The sequence below is a fragment of the Streptomyces sp. NPDC052682 genome (assembly GCF_040678435.1).
Classification (GTDB): Bacteria; Actinomycetota; Actinomycetes; order Streptomycetales; family Streptomycetaceae; genus Streptomyces.
In genome coordinates this window covers 193,018-215,356 of sequence record NZ_JBFATS010000001.1, presented here as the reverse complement: position 1 = coordinate 215,356, position 22,339 = coordinate 193,018, and the positions used below count along the sequence as shown (strand labels likewise).

The 22,339-nt window shown below is 71.5% G+C and carries 20 protein-coding genes and 2 pseudogenes; 8 read left to right on the top strand and 14 right to left on the bottom strand.

Going from position 1 to position 22,339, the window contains the following annotated elements; all coding sequences use genetic code 11:
* Window positions 1-123 precede the first annotated feature (123 nt).
* The 7 genes from AB0K80_RS00925 to AB0K80_RS00895 all read right to left on the bottom strand — a co-directional run bounded on the left by AB0K80_RS00925 (window position 124) and on the right by AB0K80_RS00895 (window position 8,711).
* Window positions 124-1,272, bottom strand: a complete 1,149-nt coding sequence (locus AB0K80_RS00925) for an aldose epimerase family protein (RefSeq protein WP_365664471.1) — start codon at window positions 1,270-1,272, stop codon at window positions 124-126.
* A gap of 72 nt (window positions 1,273-1,344) precedes the next feature.
* On the bottom strand, window positions 1,345-2,589 hold the full coding sequence (gene mmsB / locus AB0K80_RS00920; protein ID WP_365664469.1) for a multiple monosaccharide ABC transporter permease: 1,245 nt from the start codon (window positions 2,587-2,589) through the stop codon (window positions 1,345-1,347).
* Complete coding sequence (gene mmsA, locus AB0K80_RS00915) at window positions 2,586-4,136, bottom strand: multiple monosaccharide ABC transporter ATP-binding protein (protein WP_365664467.1); 1,551 nt, start codon at window positions 4,134-4,136, stop codon at window positions 2,586-2,588. The genes mmsB and mmsA overlap by 4 nt, the downstream gene beginning before the upstream one ends.
* 47 nt (window positions 4,137-4,183) lie before the next feature.
* On the bottom strand, window positions 4,184-5,296 hold the full coding sequence (gene chvE, locus AB0K80_RS00910) for a multiple monosaccharide ABC transporter substrate-binding protein (RefSeq protein ID WP_365664465.1): 1,113 nt from the start codon (window positions 5,294-5,296) through the stop codon (window positions 4,184-4,186).
* A gap of 141 nt (window positions 5,297-5,437) precedes the next feature.
* Window positions 5,438-6,406: a hypothetical protein gene (locus AB0K80_RS00905; RefSeq protein WP_365664463.1), complete on the bottom strand. Its 969-nt coding sequence runs from the start codon at window positions 6,404-6,406 to the stop codon at window positions 5,438-5,440.
* 140 nt (window positions 6,407-6,546) lie between these two features.
* Complete coding sequence (locus AB0K80_RS00900; RefSeq protein ID WP_365664461.1) at window positions 6,547-7,551, bottom strand: alcohol dehydrogenase catalytic domain-containing protein; 1,005 nt, start codon at window positions 7,549-7,551, stop codon at window positions 6,547-6,549.
* Complete coding sequence (locus AB0K80_RS00895; protein WP_365664459.1) at window positions 7,548-8,711, bottom strand: mandelate racemase/muconate lactonizing enzyme family protein; 1,164 nt, start codon at window positions 8,709-8,711, stop codon at window positions 7,548-7,550. The genes AB0K80_RS00900 and AB0K80_RS00895 overlap by 4 nt, the downstream gene beginning before the upstream one ends.
* A 648-nt stretch (window positions 8,712-9,359) precedes the next feature.
* Between AB0K80_RS00895 and AB0K80_RS00890 the strand changes: the two genes are divergently transcribed.
* Window positions 9,360-9,992, top strand: a complete 633-nt coding sequence (locus AB0K80_RS00890) for a hypothetical protein (protein WP_365664457.1) — start codon at window positions 9,360-9,362, stop codon at window positions 9,990-9,992.
* A gap of 147 nt (window positions 9,993-10,139) precedes the next feature.
* Complete coding sequence (locus tag AB0K80_RS00885) at window positions 10,140-11,285, top strand: serine hydrolase domain-containing protein (protein ID WP_365664455.1); 1,146 nt, start codon at window positions 10,140-10,142, stop codon at window positions 11,283-11,285.
* A gap of 89 nt (window positions 11,286-11,374) precedes the next feature.
* Here AB0K80_RS00885 and AB0K80_RS00880 read toward each other — a convergent pair whose 3' ends face one another.
* A complete protein-coding gene (locus AB0K80_RS00880; RefSeq protein WP_365664453.1) occupies window positions 11,375-12,397 on the bottom strand; it encodes an NADP-dependent oxidoreductase in 1,023 nt (340 codons plus the stop codon).
* 106 nt (window positions 12,398-12,503) lie between these two features.
* Here AB0K80_RS00880 and AB0K80_RS00875 point away from each other — a divergent pair, with 106 nt between their 5' ends.
* The 3 genes from AB0K80_RS00875 to AB0K80_RS00865 are packed head-to-tail and all read left to right on the top strand — an operon-like array spanning window position 12,504 to window position 14,396.
* Entirely contained in the window at window positions 12,504-12,941 is a 438-nt protein-coding gene (locus AB0K80_RS00875; protein WP_365664451.1) for a MarR family transcriptional regulator, read from the top strand.
* Between the two features lie 46 nt (window positions 12,942-12,987).
* Window positions 12,988-13,785, top strand: a complete 798-nt coding sequence (locus AB0K80_RS00870) for an EI24 domain-containing protein (protein WP_365664449.1) — start codon at window positions 12,988-12,990, stop codon at window positions 13,783-13,785.
* On the top strand, window positions 13,782-14,396 hold the full coding sequence (locus AB0K80_RS00865; protein ID WP_365664447.1) for a LysE family transporter: 615 nt from the start codon (window positions 13,782-13,784) through the stop codon (window positions 14,394-14,396). The genes AB0K80_RS00870 and AB0K80_RS00865 overlap by 4 nt, the downstream gene beginning before the upstream one ends.
* On the opposite strand, the pseudogene AB0K80_RS00860 reads toward AB0K80_RS00865, so the two are convergent.
* Both AB0K80_RS00860 and AB0K80_RS00855 read right to left on the bottom strand, forming a co-directional pair.
* A pseudogene (locus AB0K80_RS00860) lies at window positions 14,368-15,613 on the bottom strand (pyroglutamyl peptidase). The gene AB0K80_RS00865 and the pseudogene AB0K80_RS00860 overlap by 29 nt on opposite strands.
* Before the next feature lie 82 nt (window positions 15,614-15,695).
* Window positions 15,696-16,646, bottom strand: coding sequence for a LysR family transcriptional regulator (locus AB0K80_RS00855; protein WP_365664445.1), 951 nt, complete (start codon window positions 16,644-16,646; stop codon window positions 15,696-15,698).
* Between AB0K80_RS00855 and AB0K80_RS00850 the strand changes: the two are divergent.
* Window positions 16,645-17,133 (top strand): annotated as a pseudogene (locus AB0K80_RS00850) (NAD(P)-binding domain-containing protein); the annotation flags it as partial. The gene AB0K80_RS00855 and the pseudogene AB0K80_RS00850 overlap by 2 nt on opposite strands.
* 399 nt (window positions 17,134-17,532) lie before the next feature.
* Window positions 17,533-17,919: a RidA family protein gene (locus tag AB0K80_RS00845; RefSeq protein WP_365664936.1), complete on the top strand. Its 387-nt coding sequence runs from the start codon at window positions 17,533-17,535 to the stop codon at window positions 17,917-17,919.
* A 55-nt stretch (window positions 17,920-17,974) separates the two neighbouring features.
* On the opposite strand, the gene AB0K80_RS00840 is transcribed toward AB0K80_RS00845, so the two are convergent.
* On the bottom strand, window positions 17,975-18,838 hold the full coding sequence (locus AB0K80_RS00840) for an alpha/beta hydrolase (protein WP_365664443.1): 864 nt from the start codon (window positions 18,836-18,838) through the stop codon (window positions 17,975-17,977).
* Between the two features lie 93 nt (window positions 18,839-18,931).
* Here AB0K80_RS00840 and AB0K80_RS00835 point away from each other — a divergent pair, with 93 nt between their 5' ends.
* A complete protein-coding gene (locus AB0K80_RS00835) occupies window positions 18,932-19,540 on the top strand; it encodes a TetR family transcriptional regulator (RefSeq protein ID WP_365664442.1) in 609 nt (202 codons plus the stop codon).
* 24 nt (window positions 19,541-19,564) lie between these two features.
* Here AB0K80_RS00835 and AB0K80_RS00830 read toward each other — a convergent pair whose 3' ends face one another.
* The 3 genes from AB0K80_RS00830 to AB0K80_RS00820 all read right to left on the bottom strand — a co-directional run bounded on the left by AB0K80_RS00830 (window position 19,565) and on the right by AB0K80_RS00820 (window position 22,294).
* Entirely contained in the window at window positions 19,565-20,128 is a 564-nt protein-coding gene (locus tag AB0K80_RS00830) for a dihydrofolate reductase family protein (RefSeq protein WP_365664440.1), read from the bottom strand.
* A 285-nt stretch (window positions 20,129-20,413) separates the two neighbouring features.
* A complete protein-coding gene (locus AB0K80_RS00825; protein WP_365664438.1) occupies window positions 20,414-21,385 on the bottom strand; it encodes an aldose epimerase family protein in 972 nt (323 codons plus the stop codon).
* A 15-nt stretch (window positions 21,386-21,400) separates the two neighbouring features.
* Complete coding sequence (locus tag AB0K80_RS00820) at window positions 21,401-22,294, bottom strand: SGNH/GDSL hydrolase family protein (RefSeq protein ID WP_365664436.1); 894 nt, start codon at window positions 22,292-22,294, stop codon at window positions 21,401-21,403.
* Window positions 22,295-22,339 lie beyond the last annotated feature (45 nt).

The window sequence follows — 22,339 nt, the reverse complement described above, 5'->3', positions numbered from 1 at the left end:
GGGCCCGTGGGGGACTTCCGGGACCCGACGTTCAAGGGCGGTCCGCGCTCGGGAGCGCGGGCCGCCCTTTCATACGGAGCACTGCGTGCCACCGTTCAACTCATGTGACGAGTGCTCAGCCCGTCAGCAGCCGAACGAGTGGATCGTCGTCGTCCGGTACGTCTGCCCGGGCCGCAGCACGGTCGACGGGAACGACGGCTTGTTCGGCGAGTCCGGGAAGTGCTGCGTCTCCAGGCACAGGGCGTCGCCCTGGCGGTAGGTGTGGCCGGACGGGCCGGTCAGGGTGCCGTCGAGGAAGTTGCCGGAGTAGAACTGCAGGCCCGGCTCGTTCGTGGCGATCTTCAGGGTGCGGCCGGAGGCGGGGTCGCGCAGGGTGGCGACGTGCTCGGGCCGGGCCGTGATGCCCTTGTCGAGGACCCAGTTGTGGTCGAAGCCCTTGGCGGTGACCAGCTGCGGGTGGGCGATGCGGATGTCCCGGCCGATCCGCTTGGCCTTGCGGAAGTCGAAGGGGGTGCCGGCGACCTTGGCGAGCTCGCCGGTGGGGATCAGGCCCGAGTCGGTCGGGGTGTAGCGGGAGGCGGCGATCTGGAGCTCGTGGTCCTCGATGGTGCCGCTGCCCGCGCCGGCCAGGTTCCAGTAGACGTGGCTGGTGAGGTTGACGACGGTGGCCTTGTCGGTGGTGGCCGCGTAGTCGATGCGCCAGTCGCCGTGCCGGGTGAGCGTGTACGTCACCTTGGTCTTGAGCGTGCCCGGGTAGCCCATCTCCCCGTCGACGCTCGTGTAGTACAGGCGCAGGCCGACGTCCGAGCCCTTGACGAACGGCTCGACGTCCCAGACGCGCTTGTCGAAGCCCTTGGCGCCGCCGTGCAGGCTGTTGTCACCGTCGTTGACGGACAGCTGGTACTTCTTGCCGTCCAGGGTGAACTGGCCCTTGCCGATGCGGTTGCCGTACCGGCCGATCAGGGCGCCGAAGTACGGGCTCTTGGCGACGTAGTCCTCGAGGTTGTCGAAGCCCGCGGAGATGTTGGCGTACCGGCCGCGCCGGTCCGGGACCTCCAGGGACTGCACGATGCCGCCGTAGGAGAGGACCGTCAGGCGGGTGCCGCCGTTCTCCAGCGACCAGCTGTAGACCTTGGTGCCGTCGGCGAGCTTGCCGAAGAGCTTCTTCACCGGCTTCCTGCCTCCCGTGGCGTGCGCCGTGCCGCCGAGCGTGGTGGCGGCCATGCCCGCCGCCGCTGCTCCGGCGATGACCGTGCGTCTGTTCAGTTCCATGTGCGGCTCCACTTCGTTGGGAAACTGCGGGGAAAGAACCGGGGCCCCGCTTCCGGCGGGGCCCCGTCCCTCTTACGAACCGACCTTGCGCTTGTTCCACACGTCGAACCCGACCGCCGCCAGCAGCACCAGGCCCTTGATGACCTGCTGCCAGTCGGTGCCGATGCCGACGAGGTTCATACCGTTGTTCAGCACGCCCAGGACCAGGCCACCGATGATCGCGCCGAGCACGGTGCCGACACCGCCGCTCATCGACGCACCGCCGATGAACGAGGCCGCGATCGCCTCCAGCTCGAAGTTGAGGCCGGCCTTGGGAGAGGCCGCGTTGAAGCGGGCGGCGAAGACCAGACCCGCCAGGGCCGCGAGCATGCCCATGTTCAGGAAGACCAGGAAGGTGACCTTCTTGTCCTTCACACCCGACAGCTTGGCCGCGGGCAGGTTGCCGCCGATGGCGTAGATGTGGCGGCCGATGACGGCGTTGCGCATCACGTAGCCGAAGCCGACGAGCAGCACGCCGAGGATGAGCAGCACGATGGGGGCGCCCTTGTAGCTGGCCAGCAGCATCGTCAGCGTCAGCACGGCGGCGCCGATCGCGACGAGCTTGAGCAGGAACAGCTTGGTGGGCAGGACCTCCAGGTCGAACTCCTGCTGCCGCTTGCGGTCGCGGACCTCCTGGAAGATCACGAACGCGATCAGGGCGAAGCCCAGCAGCAGGGTGAGGTTGTGGTAGTTGGTGTTCGGGCCGACCTCGGGGAGGAAGCCGTTGGCGACCTTCTGCAGACCGTTCGGGAACGGGCCGAGCGTCTGGCCGTCGAGGAAGATCTCGGTCAGGCCGCGGAAGATCAGCATGCCCGCGAGGGTCACGATGAACGACGGTATGCCGCCGTAGGCGATGAAGAACCCTTGCACCGCGCCCGCGACGGCGCCCACCGCCAGGCACAGCAGCACCGCGAGCGGCCAGGGCATGTCGTTCCTGACCATGAACACCGCGGCCATGGACCCGACGAACGCGGTCAGCGAGCCGACCGACAGGTCGATGTGGCCCGCGATGATGACCAGCATCATGCCGATCGCCAGGATCAGGATGTAGCTGTTCTGCAGCACCAGGTTGGAGACGTTGCGCGGCAGCAGCAGGTCGCCGCTGGTCCACACGGCGAACAGGGCCACGATCAGGCCGAGCGCGATCAGCATGCCGTACTGCCGCATGTTGCGGCGCATGCCGTCCAGCATCAGCTGCAGCAGGCCGTCGCCGGTGGCCGCCCCGCCCTTGCCGGGCGGCGCGGGGGCCGGCGTCTTGGCGGTCACATCGGTGCTCATCGGGTTACCTCTTTGTCCTTCGTCATCTGACGCATCAGCGATTCCTGGGAGGCCTCGGCCCGCGAGAACTCACCGGTCAGCCGCCCCGCGGCCATCGTGTAGATGCGGTCGCACATACCGAGCAGCTCCGGCAGCTCGGAGGAGATGAAGACGACCGCCTTGCCCTGGGCGGCCAGCTGGTCGATGACCGTGTAGATCTCGTACTTGGCACCGACGTCGATGCCGCGGGTCGGCTCGTCCAGGATCAGCACGTCCGGACCCGCGAAGATCCACTTGCTGAGGACGACCTTCTGCTGGTTGCCGCCGGACAGCTTGCCCACCGGCTCGAAGACGGTGGGCGCCTTGATGTTCATGGACTTGCGGAAGCCCTCGGCGACCTGCCGCTCCCCGTGCTCGTCGATCACCCCCCGCTTGGCGACCTTCTTCAGCGCGGTCAGCGAGATGTTCCGGTTGATGGTGTCGATCAGGTTCAGGCCGTAGTGCTTGCGGTCCTCGGTGACGTAGGCGATCCCGGCCTTCACCGCCTCCGGAACGGTCTTGGTCCGGATCTCCTTGCCGTCCTTGAGCACCGTGCCGCCCGCGTACCGGCCGTACGTCCGCCCGAAGACGCTCATCGCGAGCTCGGTGCGGCCGGCGCCCATCAGGCCCGCGATGCCGACGATCTCCCCGCGCCGCACGTGCAGCGACACGTCGTCGACGACCTTGCGCTGCTGGTCGATCGGGTGGTGCACGGTCCAGTTGCGGATCTCCAGCGCCGGGGCCGCGCCCTCCTCGGGCTCATGCGGGGTGCGCTCCGGGAAGCGGTTCTCCAGGTCGCGGCCGACCATGCCGGAGATGATCCGGTCCTCGGTGGTCTCCGGGGCCTTCACATCGAGGGTCTCGATGGTGCGGCCGTCGCGCAGGATCGTCACCGAGTCGGCGACCTTGCGGATCTCGTTGAGCTTGTGGGAGATGATGATCGAGGTGATGCCCTGCCTCTTCAGCTCCAGGATCAGGTCCAGGAGCTTGCCGCTGTCCTCGTCGTTCAGCGCGGCCGTCGGCTCGTCGAGGATGAGCAGCTTGACCTTCTTGGACAGGGCTTTGGCGATCTCCACCAGCTGCTGCTTGCCCACGCCGATGTCGGCGACGCGGGTGTCCGGGTGGTCGGTGAGACCGACCCGGCGCAGCAGCTCGGTGGCGTGCTTGAGCGTCTCGGTCCAGCTGATGATCCCCCGGCTCGCGTGCTCGTTGCCGAGGAAGATGTTCTCCGCGATGGACAGGTACGGGATCAGTGCCAGTTCCTGGTGGATGATCACGATGCCGCGCTCTTCGCTGGCCCGGATGTCCTTGAACTGGCAGACCTCTCCCTCGAAGAGGATCTCGCCCTCGTAGGTGCCGTGCGGGTGGACGCCGGAGAGGACCTTCATCAGGGTCGACTTGCCGGCGCCGTTCTCTCCGCAGATGGCGTGGACCTCGCCCTGCTGGACGGTCAGGGTGACGTCCGACAGCGCCTTGACGCCGGGAAAGGTCTTGACGATCGAGCGCATTTCCAGGACGGGTCCCGCCATGGTCGTGCCTTCCAGTCGGTGGTGAATCGTCGGTCGGTTGGCGGCGGTTACTTCAGGTCGCTTTCCTTGATGTAGCCGGAGTCGACGACGACCTTCTGGTAGTTCTCCTTGTCGACGGCGACCGGCTCGAGCAGGTACGCCGGGACGACCTTGGACCCGTTGTTGTAGGTCTTGGTGTCGTTGACCTCGGGCTTCTTGCCGTTGAGGACCGCGTCGACCATGTTGGAGGCGACCTTGGCGAGCTCGCGGGTGTCCTTGTAGACGGTCATCGACTGCTCGCCGGCGATGATCGACTTCACCGAGGCGACCTCGGCGTCCTGGCCGGTGACGACCGGCAGCGGCTTGGACTTGGAGCCGTAGTCGTCCGACTTCAGCGCGGACAGGATGCCGATGGAGATGCCGTCGTAGGGCGAGAGCACCGCGTCGACCCGGTCGGTCTTGTAGGACGAGGTCAGGATGTCGTCCATGCGCTTCTGGGCGGTGCCGCCGTCCCAGCGCAGGGTGGTGACCTGGTTGAGCTTGGTCTGCCCGGACTTGACGACCAGCTGCTTCTTGTCGATGTACGGCTGCAGGACCTTCATCGCGCCGCCGAAGAAGTAGCGCGTGTTGTTGTCGTCGTTCGAGCCGGCGAACAGCTCGATGTTGAACGGGCCCTTCTTCGAGCCGTCCTTCAGGCCGAGCTTCTCGACGATGTAGGTGGCCTGGAGCTCGCCGACCTTCTCGTTGTCGAAGGAGGCGTAGTAGTCGACGTTCGGGGTGCCCAGGATCAGGCGGTCGTAGGAGATGACCGGGATGTTGGCGTCCTTGGCCTGCTGCAGGACGTTGTTCATCGACTTGTTGTCGATGGCCGCGATGATCAGCGCCTTGACGCCCTGGGTGATCAGGTTCTCGACCTGGGAGACCTGCTGGTCGGGGTCGTCCTCGCCGTAGACGAGCTTGGTCTTGTAGCCCTTGGACTGCAGGTCCTTGACCACGTTGTTGCCGTCGGCGATCCAGCGCTCGGAGGACTTCGTCGGCATCGCGATGCCGATGGTGCCGCCCTTGGCGTCCCCGCCCTCGTCCTTGCTGCCGCCCTCGCTGTTCTGGCCGCAGGCGGACAGGGTGAGGGCGAGGGAGGCGGCTCCGGCTATGGCGGCGAGTGCGGCTCTGCGGTTACGCATGATCATCATCCTTGATGTGTGTGCAGGGCTCGGTCTGAGGTACGCAGTCCGCTCCGGTGGGTCGGGCCGGGGAGACCGAGAAGAGATGTGTGGGATTGTGCGCGGCTGTGTCGTCTTCTGTGAAGCCGAGTTTCCGGAACGTTATGACGGAATTTCGAAACGTTGCAGAGCGCCGGGCAGACGCGACCCGAGCGGTGCCATGTCACCGTCCGCCCCGTGCCGCGCCAGCAGGTCCAGGGCGAGCCGGCCGCGCCGCACCCGCTCCTTGGCCGTGGCCAGGGTCAGCTCCCGCATGTGGGTGCCGTACGGGTAGATCCCCGGGGCCTTGGACAGGCCGAACTTCAGGTAGAGCGGTGCGCCGCGCCGGATCAGCTCGGCGACCTCGTACATCCGCACGTACCCGCCGAGATCGTCGGGGGCCTCGATGTACATGTCCATGGGAGCGCCGGACACCCGGCGGATCTCGGTGAGGTGATCGAGCGTCAGATCGCTGGGCACGTTGACGGAGTCGGCGCCCAGCCGCTCGTAGACGGCGTAACTCGCCGGGTTCACGGGCCCGATGAGCGCCGAGACCTTCAGCGTGGTGTCGGCCGGGATGATGCCGGCCGCCCGCGCCCGGTGCAGCGTCCACAGCACGCCCTCGTCGGCCACCAGCAGGCACTTGACGCCCAGCTCCGTGGCCCGCACGGCGTCCTCCACGCAGCCGGCCACGGCGTCGTGGCCGCGGGCTCTCAGCCCCGCCCCGCGCGAGTCGGTACGGGTCGAGCCGCCGATGTCCCAGGTGCCGCGCGGGCCGGTGAACAGGCACAGCTCGATGTCACGCTCGGCGGTCGCCTCGACCATCTCGGTGATCTCGGCGTCGGTGAGCATCCACACGCCGCTGCCCTGGCTGATCCGGTGGATCGGCACATCGAGCCGCGAGGCCTCCTTCAGGACCACCGCCAGCGCCTCGGGACCCTCACACGAGGGGATCTCGGTGCGCCAGCGGCCGCCGCCGGGGAAGGAGTGCGGCGAGGCGTCGGCGGGGTCGAGGGCGGGCGCGCCCAGGCCGAGCGCGGCGAGCGCCTGCTCACCGGGCCTGCGGGCTGCCGGGACGGAAGCGTCGGTCACAGGAAAGTCCTTCGGTTCGATATGTCGGACGAGGTTCGCGGCTCAAGGCGTGGGGGGCGCGGGGCTGGGGCGTACGCCGGTACGGCTCTGGGTGTACGCCGGTACGGAGGCCGTCAGGTTGCCCCCGTACCGGCGCACGTCTAGGGGCGGAGCAGCACCTTGCCCACCTTCGGATCGCCGGACCCCACCAGCTCGATGGCCTGCGAGAACTCGGCGAGCGGCAGCTCGTGCGTCACCAGCGGCAGCGGATCGAGCAACCCGGCGGCGAACACGCGCACCGTGTGCGCCCAGGCGTCCGGCGGGGCGCCGAAGACGGCGTGCACCTCCAGCTGCCGTACCACCAGATCCGTCGGGTCGAGCCCGTCGGCGCCCGGCGCCGGGATGCCGGTCAGCACCAGCCGGCCGCCGCGCCGCAGCAGGGCCGCGGAGAGGCGGGCCGCGTCGGCCGACCCGGCCGTCTCGATCACCACGTCGACGTCGTCCGGCAGCGGCTCGTCCTTGGTGCGGAAGTCGCTCGCGCCGTACTGCCGCGCCAGCGCCTCCCGGTCCCGGCGGGTGCCGACGACCAGCAGCTCCAGCGGGGAGATCGCCTTCAGGAACTGCACCGCGAACATCCCGAGGGTGCCGGTGCCCACCACGGCGACCTTCTCGCCCGGCCGGGCGCCGGCCTTCAGGGCGGCGGCCGCGATGCACGCGGCCGGCTCCAGCAGCGCCGCCGCCGTCAGGTCGGCGTCGTCGGGCAGCACGTGCAGCAGCCGCGCCGGGAGGGTCAGCGTGGGCGCCATCGCGCCCGGCTGGGTGAACCCGGTCTCCTCGTACCCGGCGCCGCACAGCGTGGTCTCGCCCGCGTGGCAGCGGTCGCAGACCTGGCAGTTGCGGAAGCCCTCACCGACGACCTTCCGGCCGACCAGCGACTCGGTGACCCCGGCGCCGACCCGCTCGACCGTCCCGGACCACTCGTGGCCGGGGGTGAGCGGGTAGCGGACGTAGCCCTCGGGCCGGTTGCCCTGGAACACCTCGCGGTCGCTGCCGCAGATCCCGCTCGCGTGCACCCGGACCAGCGCCTCGCCCGGACCGGGGTCGCGAGGCGTGTGCTCGGCCAGGTGGAAGGCGCCCGGGGCGTCGACGACGACGGCGTGGCTCACTGGGCGTCCTTCGGGTTCCGCTTCTCCCATCCCTCGGCCCACAGGTCGAAGTGGGCCCGCTGCTGCGGGAACTCGGCGGCGGCGTCCACGTCCAGCTCGACGCCGAGGCCGGGGGCGTCGGAGATGTGGAAGCAGCCGTCCTCCGGGTCGACCTGCGGGGCGCCCTTGATCACCTTCTTGATCTCGGCGTCCGCGAAGTCGTTGAAGTGCTCCAGGATCTTGAAGTTCGGGGAGGTGAAGCCGACCTGGAGGGAGGCGGCGGTCAGCACGGACCCGCCCACGTTGTGCGGGGCGACCAGCATGTAGTGGGTCTCGGCGGTCGCGGCGAGCTTGCGCGTCTCCCAGATGCCGCCGATGTGGCCGACGTCCGGCTGGATGATGTCCGCGGCCTGGTTCTCGAACAGCTCGCGGAACTCGATGCGGTCGTGGATGCGCTCGCCCGTGGCGACCGGCATGTCCACCTTCTCGGCGACCTTCTTCAGCGCCTTGAGGTTCTCCGGCGGAACCGGCTCCTCCAGCCAGGCCGGCTTGAACGGCGCCATCTCCTTGGCCAGGCGGACCGCGGTGGCGGGGGAGAAGCGGCCGTGCATCTCCAGCATCAGCTCGGCCTCGGGGCCGATCGCGTCCCGCACCGCCTCGATCAGGGACACGGCGTACAGCGTCTGCTCGTGGTCCAGCTCGAAGTGCCCGGTGCCGAAGGGGTCGATCTTCAGCGCCCGGTACCCGCGCTCCATGACCTGCTGCGCGGCCTTGTGGTAGGCCTCCGGGGTGCGCTCGGTGGTGTACCAGCCGTTGGCGTACGCCTTGACCTTGTCGGTGACCTTGCCGCCCAGCAGCTGCCAGACGGGGACGCCGAGGGCCTTGCCCTTGATGTCCCAGCAGGCCATCTCGATCACGGCGATGCCGGACATGACGATCTCACCGGCGCGGCCGTAGTCGCCGTACTTCATCCGCTTGACGAGGTCCTCGACGGCGAAGGGATCCGAGCCGAGGATGTGGTTCACCTCGGCTTCCTTCAGATAACCGAGGAGGGCGTCGGTGTGTCCCAGCATCCGGGTCTCGCCGACTCCGGTGATCCCCTCGTCGGTGTGCACCTGTACGTAGGTCAGGTTGCGCCACGGCGTCCCCACCACGTGCGTGCTGATTCCGGTGATGCGCACGGCAGTTGCCCCTTGTGTCGTCGACTCTCTCGCGGATTCGAGTGTGTTCGAAATTTCGGAACACGTTCGAAATGCTGGCGTGACAGTAAGGACGCGGTGGTGCGAGTGTCAATGGGTCGCGCGCATATCGGTTTCGATACTTTCGAAAGAGGGCGAACGGCCGGGTCCCTACAGAACCTTCACAGCCGGATCTAGGAACGTGACCTGGGCGGAACTTAATCTTCCCGCGTCATGGACTACTGCCACCCGTGCCGACGGCACCTCAACGGCGCCCTCACCTGCCCGGGGTGCGGCACCCCAGCGGAAGCGCTGCGCGCGTACGGGGGCGACGTGCCTCCGGGGTACGGGGGGTACGGGGCCGACTACGGGTACGGCGGCCCTGGCGAGTACGGGGAGCCCGGCGCGCACGACGGCCGAGGCGGGCACGGGGAGCCCGGGGTTTACGGCGGTCCTGGTGAGCACGCGCAGCCCGGGGCATACGGCGGTCTTGGTGAGCGCGTGGAATCCGGCGCGCACGACGGCCGAGGAGGGCACGCGGAGGCCGGGGCCTACGGCGGTCCTGGTGAGCACGCGGAGACCGGGGCCCACGGTGGGCCCGGTGAGCCCGGCCTGTTGTTCGATGGCCCGGGGGAGCGCGGTGACCTCGGTGTGCGTGACGACCGCCGGGCTGGCGATGACCACCCCGCCGGCCGGGTGGATTCCGGTGCCCACGGCGACGAGGGCGACGACCACGACGACGAGGATGACGTGCCGGCGGCGGGGCGGGGCGGCGCGAGCCGCCGTGACCGCAAGGCCGCAGCGCACCGCCGCAGGCGGCGCCGGACCCTGCTGATAGCCGCCGGTTTCGTGCTGGCCGCCGGCGGACTGAGCCTCGCCGAGCTCGGTATGGACGCGCCCGGCTCCTCCCGGCAGCCCTCGGCGGCCGGGGGCGAGTCGGCGGACGGCGCGGCGTCGCCGGAGCCCGGGGCGAGCGGACAGCCCCTGGACGACAGCGGCCCCGGGGCCGGTACGGCGTCCCGCTCCGGCTCCCCGAAGCCCTCCGGCTCCCGGTCGGCCTCCCCGTCCCCCACGGAGAAGGAGTCCCGCACCCCCGAGGACGCCACCAGCGCGCCCGCCGAGTCGTCGGCCCCCGGCACCTCCCACAACCGCCCGACCCCGGGCCCCACGGCGACCCCTCCGGCGGAGACCCCGAGACCGACCGCGGCCCCGACGACATCGGCTCCCGCCCCCGACCCGAAGCCGTCCGAGACCTGCAACCGCTTCCTGTGGTGGTGCACCTAGCGTCTGTCGTTCGGATCAGTCCGGCCCGACCGGACGGCCGACGTGTCCCTGGTGCGGTTGAGTCGAACCGGTACACCTCGCCGTACCGATCCAGGAAGCGCGGGCATTGATCACAGTGGCACACAGCGGTTCAGGTGAGGAGAGCGGATGACGCAGGAGATCCACGGCACCGTGGCAGACGGCTTCGAGGAGGTGCGCGCCCGGTTCGCCGCGTTCGTCGCCGGGGAACGCCCCGACTACGAGGGCCAGCTGTGCGCCTACGTGCACGGCCGCAAGGTCGTCGACCTGTGGGCGGGCCCCGGCCCCGACGCCCTGTACGGCGTGTTCTCGTCCACGAAGGGGGCCGCCTACCTGGTCGTCGCCCTGCTCGTCCAGGACGGCACGCTGGAGCTGGACCGCAAGGTGACGTACTACTGGCCGGAGTTCGCCGCCGAGGGCAAGGGCGCGCTGACCCTGCGGGACCTGCTGGCCCACCGGGCCGGTCTGGTCGGGCTCGACGCCGGGTTCTCCCCGGAGGAGCTGGCGGACGACCGGGCGATCGCCGAGCGCCTCGCCGACCAGAAGCCGTTCTGGCGCCCGGGCACGGCCTTCGGCTACCACGCCCTGGTCATGGGCGCGCTCGTCGGCGAGGTCGTCCGCCGGGCCACGGGCCGTACGGTGCAGGAGCTGTACGAGGACCGGGTGCGGGTGCCGTACGGGCTCGACTTCCACCTGGGCCTGCCCGAGGCCGACGAGCCCCGCTTCCGCTCCGTGCAGCCGATGCTGCCGACGCCGGAGCAGCAGGCCGAGCTGGACGCCCAGCCGGCGGAGCGGCACTCGCTGGCCGCGATCGCCTACAACGCCCACGTGCCGGACACCGGGGCGCTGGAGGACCACCCCAACTCCCGTACGGTGCGCGCCAAGGGCCCGGCCTCGGCGGGCGGGGTGGCCTCCGCGCGGGGGCTGGCGCGGATGTACGCGGCGGCGATCAGCGAGGTGGACGACCGGGCGCCGCTGCTGAAGCCGGACATGATCGCCGAGGTCGGCCAGATCCACTCCGTCGGCTACGACCTGGTCTCCCGCGCCCACCGCGCGTTCGCCCTCGGCTTCCAGGCCACCGCGGACGTCGCGTACCCGTTCCTCGGCGCCGGCACGTTCGGCCACAGCGGCGCGGGCGGCTCCCAGGCCTTCGCCGACCCGCGCAGCGGCCTCGCGTACGGCTACACCCGGCGCCGCATCGCCTACCCGGGCGGCGCGGCCGAGGAGAACGAGCGGTTCGTACGGGCGATCCACGCGGCGGCCCTGCGCGGCTGACCCGATGCGTGAAGGCCGCACCCCACGTCCAAGGGTGCGGCCTCCGCCGTACGCAACGACGCTCTCAGGCAGGCGTCACGGTGCCGTGGTCACAGCTTGACGATCATCTTTCCGGTGTTGTCGCCGCGCAGCACCCCGAGGAACGCCTCGAGGTTGTTCTCGATGCCCTCGACGACGGTCTCCCGGTACTTCAGCTGACCGGAGCGCACCCAGGCGCCGACCTCCTCCACGAACTGCGGCTGGAGGTCGTAGTGGTCGCCGACCAGGAAGCCCTCGATGCGGCCGCGGGTCTGGATGAGGCGGGCGAGGTTCTTCGGGCCCGGCGCGGGCTCGGTGTTGTTGTAGACGGAGATCATGCCGCAGATCGCGATGCGGCCGCCCTGGTTGAGGGAGCCGATGGCGGCCTCCAGGTGGTCGCCGCCGACGTTGTCGAAGTACACGTCGATCCCGTCGGGAGCGGCGGCGCGCAGCTGCTCGCTCACGGGCCCGTCCTTGTAGTTGAAGGCGGCGTCGAAGCCGTACTCATCGACGAGCAGCTTGACCTTCTCCGGCGACCCGGCGGACCCGATGACCCGCGAAGCGCCCTTGAGCTTGGCGATCTGCCCCACCTGGGAGCCGACGGCGCCGGCCGCGCCGGACACGAACACCGCGTCGCCCTCCTTGAAGGCGGCGGTGCGCAGCAGGCCCGCGTAGGCGGTCAGCCCGGTCATGCCCAGCACGCCGAGGTACGTCGACAGCGGCGCGGCCTCGGGGCCGACCTTGACGGCGTTCTTGGCGTCCACGGCGGCGTACTCGCGCCAGCCGAAGAAGTGCAGCACGTGGTCACCGGGCTTCAGGCCCTCGGCGTGGGAGGCGACGACTTCGCCGACGGCCCCGCCCTGCATGACCTTGCCCAGCTCGAAGGGGGCCACGTACGACTTGGCGGCGCTCATCCGGCCGCGCATGTACGGGTCGACGGAGAGGTACAGGTTCCGCACCAGCACCTGGCCCTCGCCCGGGGTCGGCACGTCGGCCTCGACGAGGGCGAAGTCCTCGGGCTTCGGCCAGCCGACGGGCCGGCTCAGCAGGTGCCACTCGCGGCTGACGGAGGGGAGGGAGGGGGTGTCGGTCATGGGAGCGCCTTTCCTCTCGTGCTCGGGGACGGAAATGCTTCAGTACCTGAAACAACCATGCCTCTGAATATTTCAGGTTGTCAAACAACCGGGTACCCTGGACGCCATGACCACACCACCCGCCACCCGCCGTCCCGACGCCCTGACCCTGGAGGTCGTCGAGCTGATCGGTGAGGTCGTGGCCCGGTTCCACGCGGACTACGAGGAGGCGGCCGCCGAGCACGCGCTGACCGGGGCGCAGGCGCGCCTGCTGAGCCTGCTGTCGCTGGAGCCGCTGCCGATGCGCCGGCTCGCCCAGCGCCTGAAGTGCGAGCCGTCCAACGTCACGGGCATCGTGGACCGCCTGGAGGCCCGTGGCCTGGTGGAGCGCCGCCCCGACCCCGCCGACCGGCGGGTGAAGCTGGCGGCGGCCACCGCCGAGGGCCGGACGGTGGCGCGCTCCCTGCGCGAGTCCCTGCGCTTCGCCCGCGAGCCGCTGGCCGGGCTCTCCGACGACGAGCGCATCGCCCTGCGGGACGCGCTGCGGCGGATGCTGGGCGCCTGAGCCGGCTGTTCGAGCCCCGGCGAACACGACCGATAAGGTTCCGCCTATGCGCGATCTCGGGGCGGGCTTCTCCTACCTTCTCAAGGGCCAGCGGTGGGTGGCCCGGCACGGCAAGCAGTACGGCTTCGGGCTCCTGCCGGGCCTGATCACGCTCGTGCTGTACGCGGCGGCGCTCACCGCGCTGGCGCTGTGGGGCGAGGACGCCGTCGCCTGGGCGACCCCGTTCGCCGACGACTGGTCGAGCCCCTGGGCCGGCCTGTTCCGCGGCTTCCTCACCGTCGTGCTGTTCGCCCTCGCCCTGCTGCTGTCCGTCCTGACGTTCACCGCGGTCACCCTGCTCGTCGGGCAGCCGTTCTACGAGAGCCTCTCCGAGCAGGTCGACCGGGACGTCTCCCCGGACGGCACCGCCCCCGAGTCCGGCCTGCCGCTCTGGCGCGAGCTGTGGATCTCCGCCCGCGACAGCCTCCGGATCGTGGTCCGGGCCGCCGTGTGGGGCGCATTGCTGTTCGCCGCCGGGTTCATCCCGGTCGCCGGGCAGACGGTCGTCCCGGTGCTCGGCTTCTTCGTGACCGGCTTCTTCCTCACCGAGGAACTCACCGCCGTGGCCCTGCAGCGCCGCGGTGTCGAACTGCGCGACCGCCTCGCCCTGCTGCGCTCCCGCAAGATGCTGGTCTGGGGCTTCGGCACGCCCCTGGGCCTGGCCTTCCTGGTGCCGTTCGTCGCGGTGTTCCTGATGCCGGGCGCGGTCGCGGGCGCCACCCTGATGGCCCGTCACCTGCTCGGCGAGGAGACCGCCGGCGACGACCGTGACGCCGCCGCGCCCGAAGGGGAGGTCGCCCGTTGACCGAGGTGCTCGCCGTCGCCGTCATCACCGTCCTGGCCGTCATCGCCCCCGGCGCCGACTTCGCGATGATCGTCCGCAACAGCTACCTGTACGGCCGCCGCACCGGCCTGCTCGGCGCGGCCGGGGTCGCCGCCGGCGTCCTGGTGCACGTGACGTACACGATGCTCGGCGTCGGCCTGCTCATCGCGTCGTCCACCGCCCTCTTCACGGTCATCAAGCTGGTCGGCGCCGCCTACCTCGTGTACGTCGGCGTGCGCACCTTCCGCGCCCGCGGCGAGGTCGAGGTCGACCTGGACGACAAGACGGAGCTCACCCCGCTCGCGGCGCTGCGCACCGGCTTCCTGACCAACGTCCTCAACCCGAAGACGACCCTGTTCGTCGTCTCCACCTTCGCCCAGGTCGTCAGCCCCGGCACGCCGGTGTACCAGCAGGCGGGCTACGGGCTGTTCATGTCGCTGGCCCACCTGCTGTGGTTCGCCGTCGTCGCCGTGTTCTTCTCGCACGAGAGGATGCGCACCCTGATGCTGCGCGGCCAGAAGGTCCTCAACAAGCTCATCGGCTCCGTGCTGGCCGGCCTCGGCGTCAGCCTCGCGTTCGCTCCGTCGCACTGACCGCCACGGCGAGGATCGCCCGCACCTGGGCGATGATGTCCAGCCGGTTCCGCACGAACTCCGGGTCGGTGACCTCGGTGGTGTTCCCGGCGCCGAACTGGAGCACCGGTGTGTGCACATGCCCGCCCGGCAGCGTGCCGCGCAGCCCGAGCCGGTCGCGCAGCAGGGTCGCCCGGTAGGCGATCTCGTTGGACAGGTAGTCCCCGCCGCCCCCGGCCCGGGCCGTCGAACCGGGCGTCGGCCCGTCCGGCCGTACGACGGGCTCGGTGCCGCCCGCCGGGATCTCGGTCACGGTCGTGTTGTCGTACACCGGGAAGCGCCCGGTGTGCGCGGCGACGATCTCCCGGTACGGCAGGGTGGTCGCCGTCCACTGCGGCTGGGAGGCCGGGTCGGTGACCGGGACCGTCCCGGTCCGGCCAATGTTCTCGTTGTCCGGGAAGCCGCCCCGCCAGGCCCCGTTGGTCCGCTCGACGTCGAACCGCCCGATCCGCCCCTGGCTCACCGTCGCGAACAGGTCCACCTCCGGCAGGCGGGGCCGCAGCGCCCGCTCCACCGCCCCCTCGGTGAAGTCCCGCCAGCGCACCGGGAACACGGCCGTCTCCACCCGGGCCGGGCCGTCGGTGGTCTCGATCACCGTGCCGTCGAGGGCCAGCGCGGTCGCGCCCGACGGGTTGGAGATCCGGATGTCCCGGTCCAGGGTGAACGGGTCGAAGCCGGTCACCAGGACCCGCTTCAGCCCCTTGCCGCGCGGGTGGCGGAGGTCGGCCTGGCCGCGCGAGGTGCGCTCCAGTTCGTCGAGCAGCCGGGCCCGTTCCCGGTCGCCCAGCCCGAACTCGGGCTCCCAGGTCCGCAGTTGCCTCGTCATCCCGAGCCGCGCCCAGTACAGCGGCCGGTCGTCGTCCCGGCTCAGATCCCCGCCCGCGGGGCCGCGCCCCTGCGCCCGCTCGACGGCCCGCCGCCACAGCGCCGATCCCTCGCGTACGACGATCCGGCGGGCGTCGGCGGAGGAGCGCGCCGTGCCGAGAACGCGGGCGAAGTGCGGTGCCACGGTGTCGAATCCGGAGCGGCGCAGGATCTCCTGGGGCACGGCCCGGTCGAGCCGCTGTTCCTCCACGGTCGGCTGCCCGGCGGCCGCCGGAGCCGCCGTGGCCGGGGGCCGCGAACCCGGCCACCAGGACGAGTCCGAGTAATCCGGTCCGAACACGCAGGGATATCACGGGAGTTCAGCCTTCCGTCGGCGGCGTGGGCAACGCGCGCAGTATCACGCGACGGACGGGGCGCACGCCATGGTGCGTCAGCTCAGGGGATCGTCGCCGCGGCCTCCCGCAGCGCGGTCAGGAAGGCCGCGGCGGCCGGTGTGAGCGACCGCCCCCGCACCGTCGCCGCGTACACCGCCCGGGCCGGGCCGCCCTCGTCGAGGACCCGCAGCAGCCGGATGTCCGTGCGCAGCGATCCGGCGGCCAGCGCCGGCACCAGGGTCACGCCGAGCCCGGCCGCGACGTACCCCTGCTTGGCGGTCCACTCGCCGACGACATGCGCGACACGCGGCCGGAAGCCCTGCCGCAGGGCCGCGTCGAGCAGGGTGCCCTCGGGGCGCGGGCTGCCCGCGATCCAGTCCGCGTCGGCCAGCTCCCCGAGCCGGACGGGCTCTTGCCGTGCCGCCAGGGGATGACCGGCGGGGACGGCGACGTACAGGGACTCGTCGAGGAGGTGGTGCAGCCGGTACGTCTCCAGCGGGGCGCGGCCCGTGGTCGAGACGACCGCGAGGTCCAGGTGCCCGGCGGCCAGGCGGTCCAGCAGGGCCGGGGTCAGGCCCTCCTCGCGGGTGACGCGGACGCGGGGATGGCGGGCGCGGAAGGCGGCCAGGGCCTGCGGCACGAGCGCCGCGTCGGCGGTGGCGAAGGCGCCGAACCGGAGCCGGCCGCCGGCTGCCTCCCGCAGCGCGGCCAGGTCGCGCCGGGCGCCGCGCAGCGCGGCGGCGACCGCTTCGGCGTGCGGGACCAGGATCCGCCCGGCCTCCGTCAGCCGCACCCCGCGCGGCAGCCGGTCGAAGAGCGGTCCGCCGCCGAGCGCGGCCTCCAGGGAGGAGATCTGCCGGGACACCGCGGACTGGGTCCAGCCCAGCGTCCGGGCGGCGACCGTGAACGAGCCGTGCCGGGCGACCTCCAGGAAGACCCGCAGCCACACGCTGGAGAGCTCCGGAAGGCCGTCTTCTTCTTCTGCGGGTGCTTGCGCATGCTGGTTCGGCATGGCTGCCATGCTAGACATTCGCTTGTCGCATGAGAGGGCGCTGCGTAGCGTCGACGGCATGGAGAAGATCGCCTTTCTGGGCCTCGGGCACATGGGCGCCCCCATGGCCCGCCGGCTCCTGGCCGCCGGACATCCGCTGACCGCCTGGAACCGGACGGCGGCCCGGGCCGAGCCGCTGGCCGCCGCGGGCGCCGTGCGGGCCGCGTCCCCGGCCGAGGCCGTACGGGACGCCGACGTGGTGATCACGATGCTGTCCGGCCCGGACGCGCTCGGCGCGGTCGTGGACGCGGTGGCACCCGTGCTGCGGCCCGGCATGTCCTGGGTGGAGATGTCCACCGTCGGCCCGGACGCCGTACGGGAGCTGGCCGCGCGGCTCGGCCCGGGGGTCCGGCTGGTCGACGCACCGGTCATGGGCAGCACGGACCGGGCCGCCACCGGGCGCCTGGGCATCCTGGCCGGCGGTGACACGGCCGGTGTCGCGCACATCCTGGCCCACCTCGGTGAGGTCACCCCGACCGGACCGGCCGGCTCCGGGGCCGCGCTCAAGCTCGTGGTCAACGCGGCCGTGCTCGGCGGCGTCGCGGTCGTCGCCGAGGCCCAGCGCCTGGCCGACGCCCTCGGCCTGGACGACGACACCACCCGGACCGCCCTTGCCCACAGTCCGCTCGACGGAGCCCTCGCCCGGGCCCAGGCCGACGGCGTGCACTTCGCCACCTCCCTCGCCGTCAAGGACCTCGACCTGGCCACCCGGGCGGCACCGCTGCCCGCCCTGCGGGCCGTGTCGGACCAGTACCGCAGGGCCGCCGGCGACCCGGCCGTCGCGCACGCCGACATCGCCCGGGCCGCCGCCGCGATCCGCACCTCCGAAGACTCCCCGAGGACAGGTATGCAGGTCACCCTGGACAACCCCGCCTCCGCGCCCCAGCCGCTGAGCCCCTACTACTCCCAGGTCGCCCGCGTCGGAAACGCCGACGGCAGCGCCCTGCTGTTCCTCTCCGGGCAGATCGCCGAGGGCGCCACCCTCGCCGAGCAGACCCGGGGCGTCTTCGAGACCGTCGCCGCCCTGCTGAAGGCCCACGGCGCCACCCTGGCCGACGTCGTCAGCATCCGTACGTACCTGACCGACATCTCCCGGCTGGAGGAGTACGGCGCCGTGCGGCGGCAGTACCTGACCGGCACCCCTCCCACCAGCATGACCTTCGAGGTACCCCGGCTCTTCCGGCCCGAGGCCCTCGTCGAGGTCGAGGTCGTGGCCGCCGTACCGGCGCGGTGAGGGACGGCGTGGTACCCCGGGCTGTGTGGCCCTGGCCGGAGCGGCAGAGGTTCCCTCAGGTGGACGGGGCCGTGAGGGCGGCGACCTCTCCCAGGAGCCGGGCCGCCGGTGCGGGGTCGATCAGCCACCTGAGGTGACTGCCCTCCAGGGTGCGCACGTCGTACGGGTTGTCCGGGGTCAGCGTGTCGCCCTCGCGGATCAGCCGGTCCTGGAGGGCGAGCGGCAGACTCGCGTCGCCGGCCAGGCGCACATAGGTCTTCGGGATGGTGCCCCAGGTCGCCGCCTGCGCCCGGTCGGCGCACGTACCGACGTCCAGGTTCTCGTCGGGCTGGAAGGTGTTGAGGAAGGCCAGGAACTCCTGGTCGGTGCCGTCGGCGAGGAAGGCCGCCTTCAGTGCCGCCAGGGCTGCCGGGTCCGAGGTGCGGAAGTTGACCCGCAGCAGCCCGAGGTCGGCCGGGTTCCCGGCCATGGCCAGACCCAGCGACGCGGCGTCGACCGTGGCCATCTCCGGCTCGGCGTAGTAGTCGGCCACATCGAGGTCCACCGGGCACCAGGCCGCGACGTAGACGACGCGGTCGATCAGGTCCGGCCGCGCGTTGGCCGCGGCGGTGGCCGTGATACCGCCACGACTGTGCGCGACGAGGATCACCGGCCCGTGCTCACGCGCCCGTTCCAGTAATCCGATCAGGTGCGCGGCGTTGTCGGCCAGCGTGACACCCCTGATCGAGCCGGGCTCGGTGGCGAGACCCGCGAGGTCCTGCGGAGCCTGGTAGGCGCGCGGGTAGCCGGCCCCGAAGCCGTGGCCCGGCAGGTCTACGGCGACCGAACGGTGCCCCAGCAGGCCGAGCTCGGCCTGCAGCGGAGCGAAGGAGAAGGAGTTCGCGAAAGCTCCGTGGACCAGCACGAACGTCGGCTGCATCTGTCTGCCCGCTCTCTGAGCGCCCTTAGCACTCTGCCCGTAGTACTCTGTCCGTAGTGGTCGCAACGTAGTACTACAACTGGAGTGGTGTCAATGGTGAGGCGGAACGAACAGCGGCGCGCGGCTCTCGTCGACGCCGCCATCGAGGTCCTGGCCAGGGACGGCGCACGCGGCCTGACGTTCCGGGCGGTGGACGCCGAGGCCGCCGTGCCCGCCGGCACCGCCTCGAACTACTTCGCCAACCGCGACGAGCTGCTCACCCAGGCCGGTGCCCGCGTCTACGAGCGGCTCCAGCCGGACGAGGCCACCCTCGCCCGGCAGCGGACGGCCGGCCGCGACCTGGAGACGTACACCGAGCTGATGCGGGAACTGGTCGGCCGCGTGGCCTCGTTCCGCACCGGCTACCTGGCCTTCCTCGAACTGCGGCTGGAGGCGACCCGCCGTCCCGCCCTGCGCACGGTGCTCACCGAGCGGGTCCGCGCCGACATGGACGCCAACGTGGCCTACCACGAGGCCTCCGGCCTCCCCGGCGACGCCATGGCCGTCAGGTTGCTCATGCTCACGTTGAACTGGCTGATCGTCGAGCAGCTCACCCTGCCCGACCTGCTCTCGCAGGAGGAGCGCGACCAACTGGTCGCGGCTGCGGTGGAGCGCATCGTGGGCGCCGGCGAGGACCGTGGCGGCCCCGCGCCGGCGAGCTGAGGCGGCGGCGCTCCAGGGCGCGGCCTACCGCGTCACGCGATAGCGGAGGTACACCATTCCCGAGTCGAAGGTGCGGGTCTCGGCGAGGGCGAGGTCCACCCGGCGCTCGTCCCGCGGGAAGAACGGGGTGCCCCCGCCGACCAGTACCGGGTAGACCACGGCCCGGTACTCGTCGATCAGGCCGGCCGCGGCCGCCTGCGCGGCGAGCGTCGCACCGCCGATCGCGATGTCGCCCTCGCCGGGCTCGGCCCGCCACCGCTCGATCTCCTCCGCCAGGGAGCCGGAAGCCAGGCGGGCCTGGCCCCGCACGGCCGGCAGCGTGGTGGAGAACACCACCTTCGGCAGCGGGTTCCACAGGGCGGCCCACTCGAGCTCGGCCTCGTCCAGCGAGTGGTCCTGGTCGGCGGTCTCCCAGTACAGCATCGTCTCGTACAGCCGTCGTCCCAGCAGGTGGACGCCGACGTTGCGGATCTCGTCGATCCAGAAGCGGAAGACCTCCGCGTCCGGTGCCGTCCAGTCGAAGCGGCCGTCCGGCCCGACGATGTAGCCGTCCAGCGACACGTTCATCGAGTAGGTCACGCTGCGCATCGAAAAGCCTCCTCGGGGCCGGGTTCGACTGTAGGACCGCCGGACACCGCAGAACTCATCGCGACGCGCCGGATCGGGGGGGCGTGCAGCTGTAGCTGGCACCCGGCGAGCCGGACGAGATGACCAACTCGTGGGTGTTTGTGAAGGGTTCGTACGGGATCCAGGCGGGGCGCTCGATCGCGGACCGCTGGATCAGCGTGACGATTACCGTCGGATCCGGGAGAAGTCCCCCTGACGGCCCCGGTCCGGCACCTGACCCCGGGCCGGGGCCCGTCGGGGCCCGGCCTACCGTACGGAGAATGCGTACACCGTCTCCGACCGGAACACCTCACCCGGCCGCAGCACCGTGCTCGGGAAGGCGGGCCGGTTCGGGGAGTCGGGGAAGTGCTGCGTCTCCAGCGCGATGCCGTCGCCGGGGGAGAAGGGCTCGCCCAGGTGGTCCGCCGTGTACAGCTGCATCCCCGGCTCCGTCGTCGCCACCGTCAGCACCCGCCCGGAGGCCGGCTCGTACAGCTCGGCGACCTCCTCGGGGCGGTCCGTCACCCCCTTGTCGAACACGAAGTTGTGGTCGTAGCCGGAGCCCACCGCGCGGGACGTACGGAAGTCGAAACGGGTGCCGGAGACGTCCTCCAGCACCCCCGTCGGGATCAGGTCCGCGTCGACCGGCGTGTAGCGCGAGGCGGCGATCCGCAGCTCATGCCCGCCCGCGCTGCCGGAGCCGGCCAGGTTGACGTAGCCGTGGTTGGTCAGGTTCACCACCGTCGGGGCGTCCGTGACCGCCTGGTACGCGATCCGCAGCGCGCCCGCCTCGTCCAGCGTGTAGGTCACCGCGACCTCCAGCCGCCCCGGGTAGCCCTCCTCGCCGTCCGGGCTGACCAGCGTCAGCCGCACCCCGTGCGCCACCGGGGCCGCGTCCCACACCCGCTTGTCGAAGCCGCGCTCCCCGCCGTGCAGCGCGTTCGGCCCGTTGTTCCGCGCGAGCGTGTACGTGCGCCCGTCCAGCGTGAAGCGGCCCCGCGCGATCCGGTTGGCGTACCGCCCGATGAGCGCACCGAGGTAGGGACCCGGATGGGTCAGGTAGCCGTCGAGGTCCTCGAACCCCAGCACCACGTTCCCGGCCCGGCCCCGCCGGTCCGGCACCTCGACGCACTGCACGATCCCGCCGTAGGTCAGGATCCGCACCCGTATACCGGCCCGCTCCAGCGTCCAGCGATGGACCGGGGTGCCGTCGGGAAGTGTGCCGAAGAGTTCGTTCATGTGCGGAACTCTAAGTCAGCCGGTCTTCGCGGTGACCGTCCGGTACGCGATCTCCGCCAGCCTGGCCTGGCCGTTCACGCTGGGGTGGAACCAGTCCCACTGGCTCAGCTGCCCGGTGCCGAAGCGGTAGGCGTACACCGCCCCGCCGTCGTACCGGCACCGCCGGTCCTTGGCGCAGACCTCCCCGAGCACCCTGTTGTAGTCCTCCACCCGCCTGTGCACGGTGTCCCTGCGCAGCGTCGCCGCCGCGTCCAGGGCGTCCGCGTCCCCCAGCATCGACGGGCAGATGCCGAGCTTCCACACCTGCTTGCCGAGCGGGTTGGTCCGGCCCTGCGACCACAGCCGCTTCAGGTTCGGCACGCTCGCCACGTACACCTGCGTCTCGGGCAGGGCCGCGCGCAGGGTCCGCAGCGCCTCCTGGAAGTCGGCCCGGAAGGCGTCGACCGAGGTCATCTGGGCCGTGGTGTCCCGGCAGGCGTCGTTCGCCCCCACCATCACCGTCACCAGCTGCGGCCGGCGCGTCACCGCCCGGGCCATCTGCCCCGGCAGGTCCGCCATCCGCGCCCCCGACACGGCGTAGTTCCAGCTCCGCCCGGCCGCCCCGGCCCGCCCCAGCAGCCGTACGGCCAGACTGTCGACCTCCTTGCTGCTGCCCGTCGCCCAGGACACCTCCGGGCAGTCCGACAGCACCGAGCAGGCGTCGAAGCCGGTGGTGATGGAGTCGCCGACGGCGGCCACAGAGCTGGGGCTGGTGTCCCACAGGGGGGTCGGCTTCGGGGACGGGCTCGCCTTCCGCGACGCGGAGGGCCCGGCGGAGTCGCCGCCCGCGGCATCGCACCCGGCGACCCCCAGCACGGCCGCGACCGCCACGGCGAGAACGGCCCGTGCGCGCTGCCGTCGTGTCAGCATCCCCTGGGTCCCCTCCCTCGCGCGGCCGTCACTGTGACCAACCCA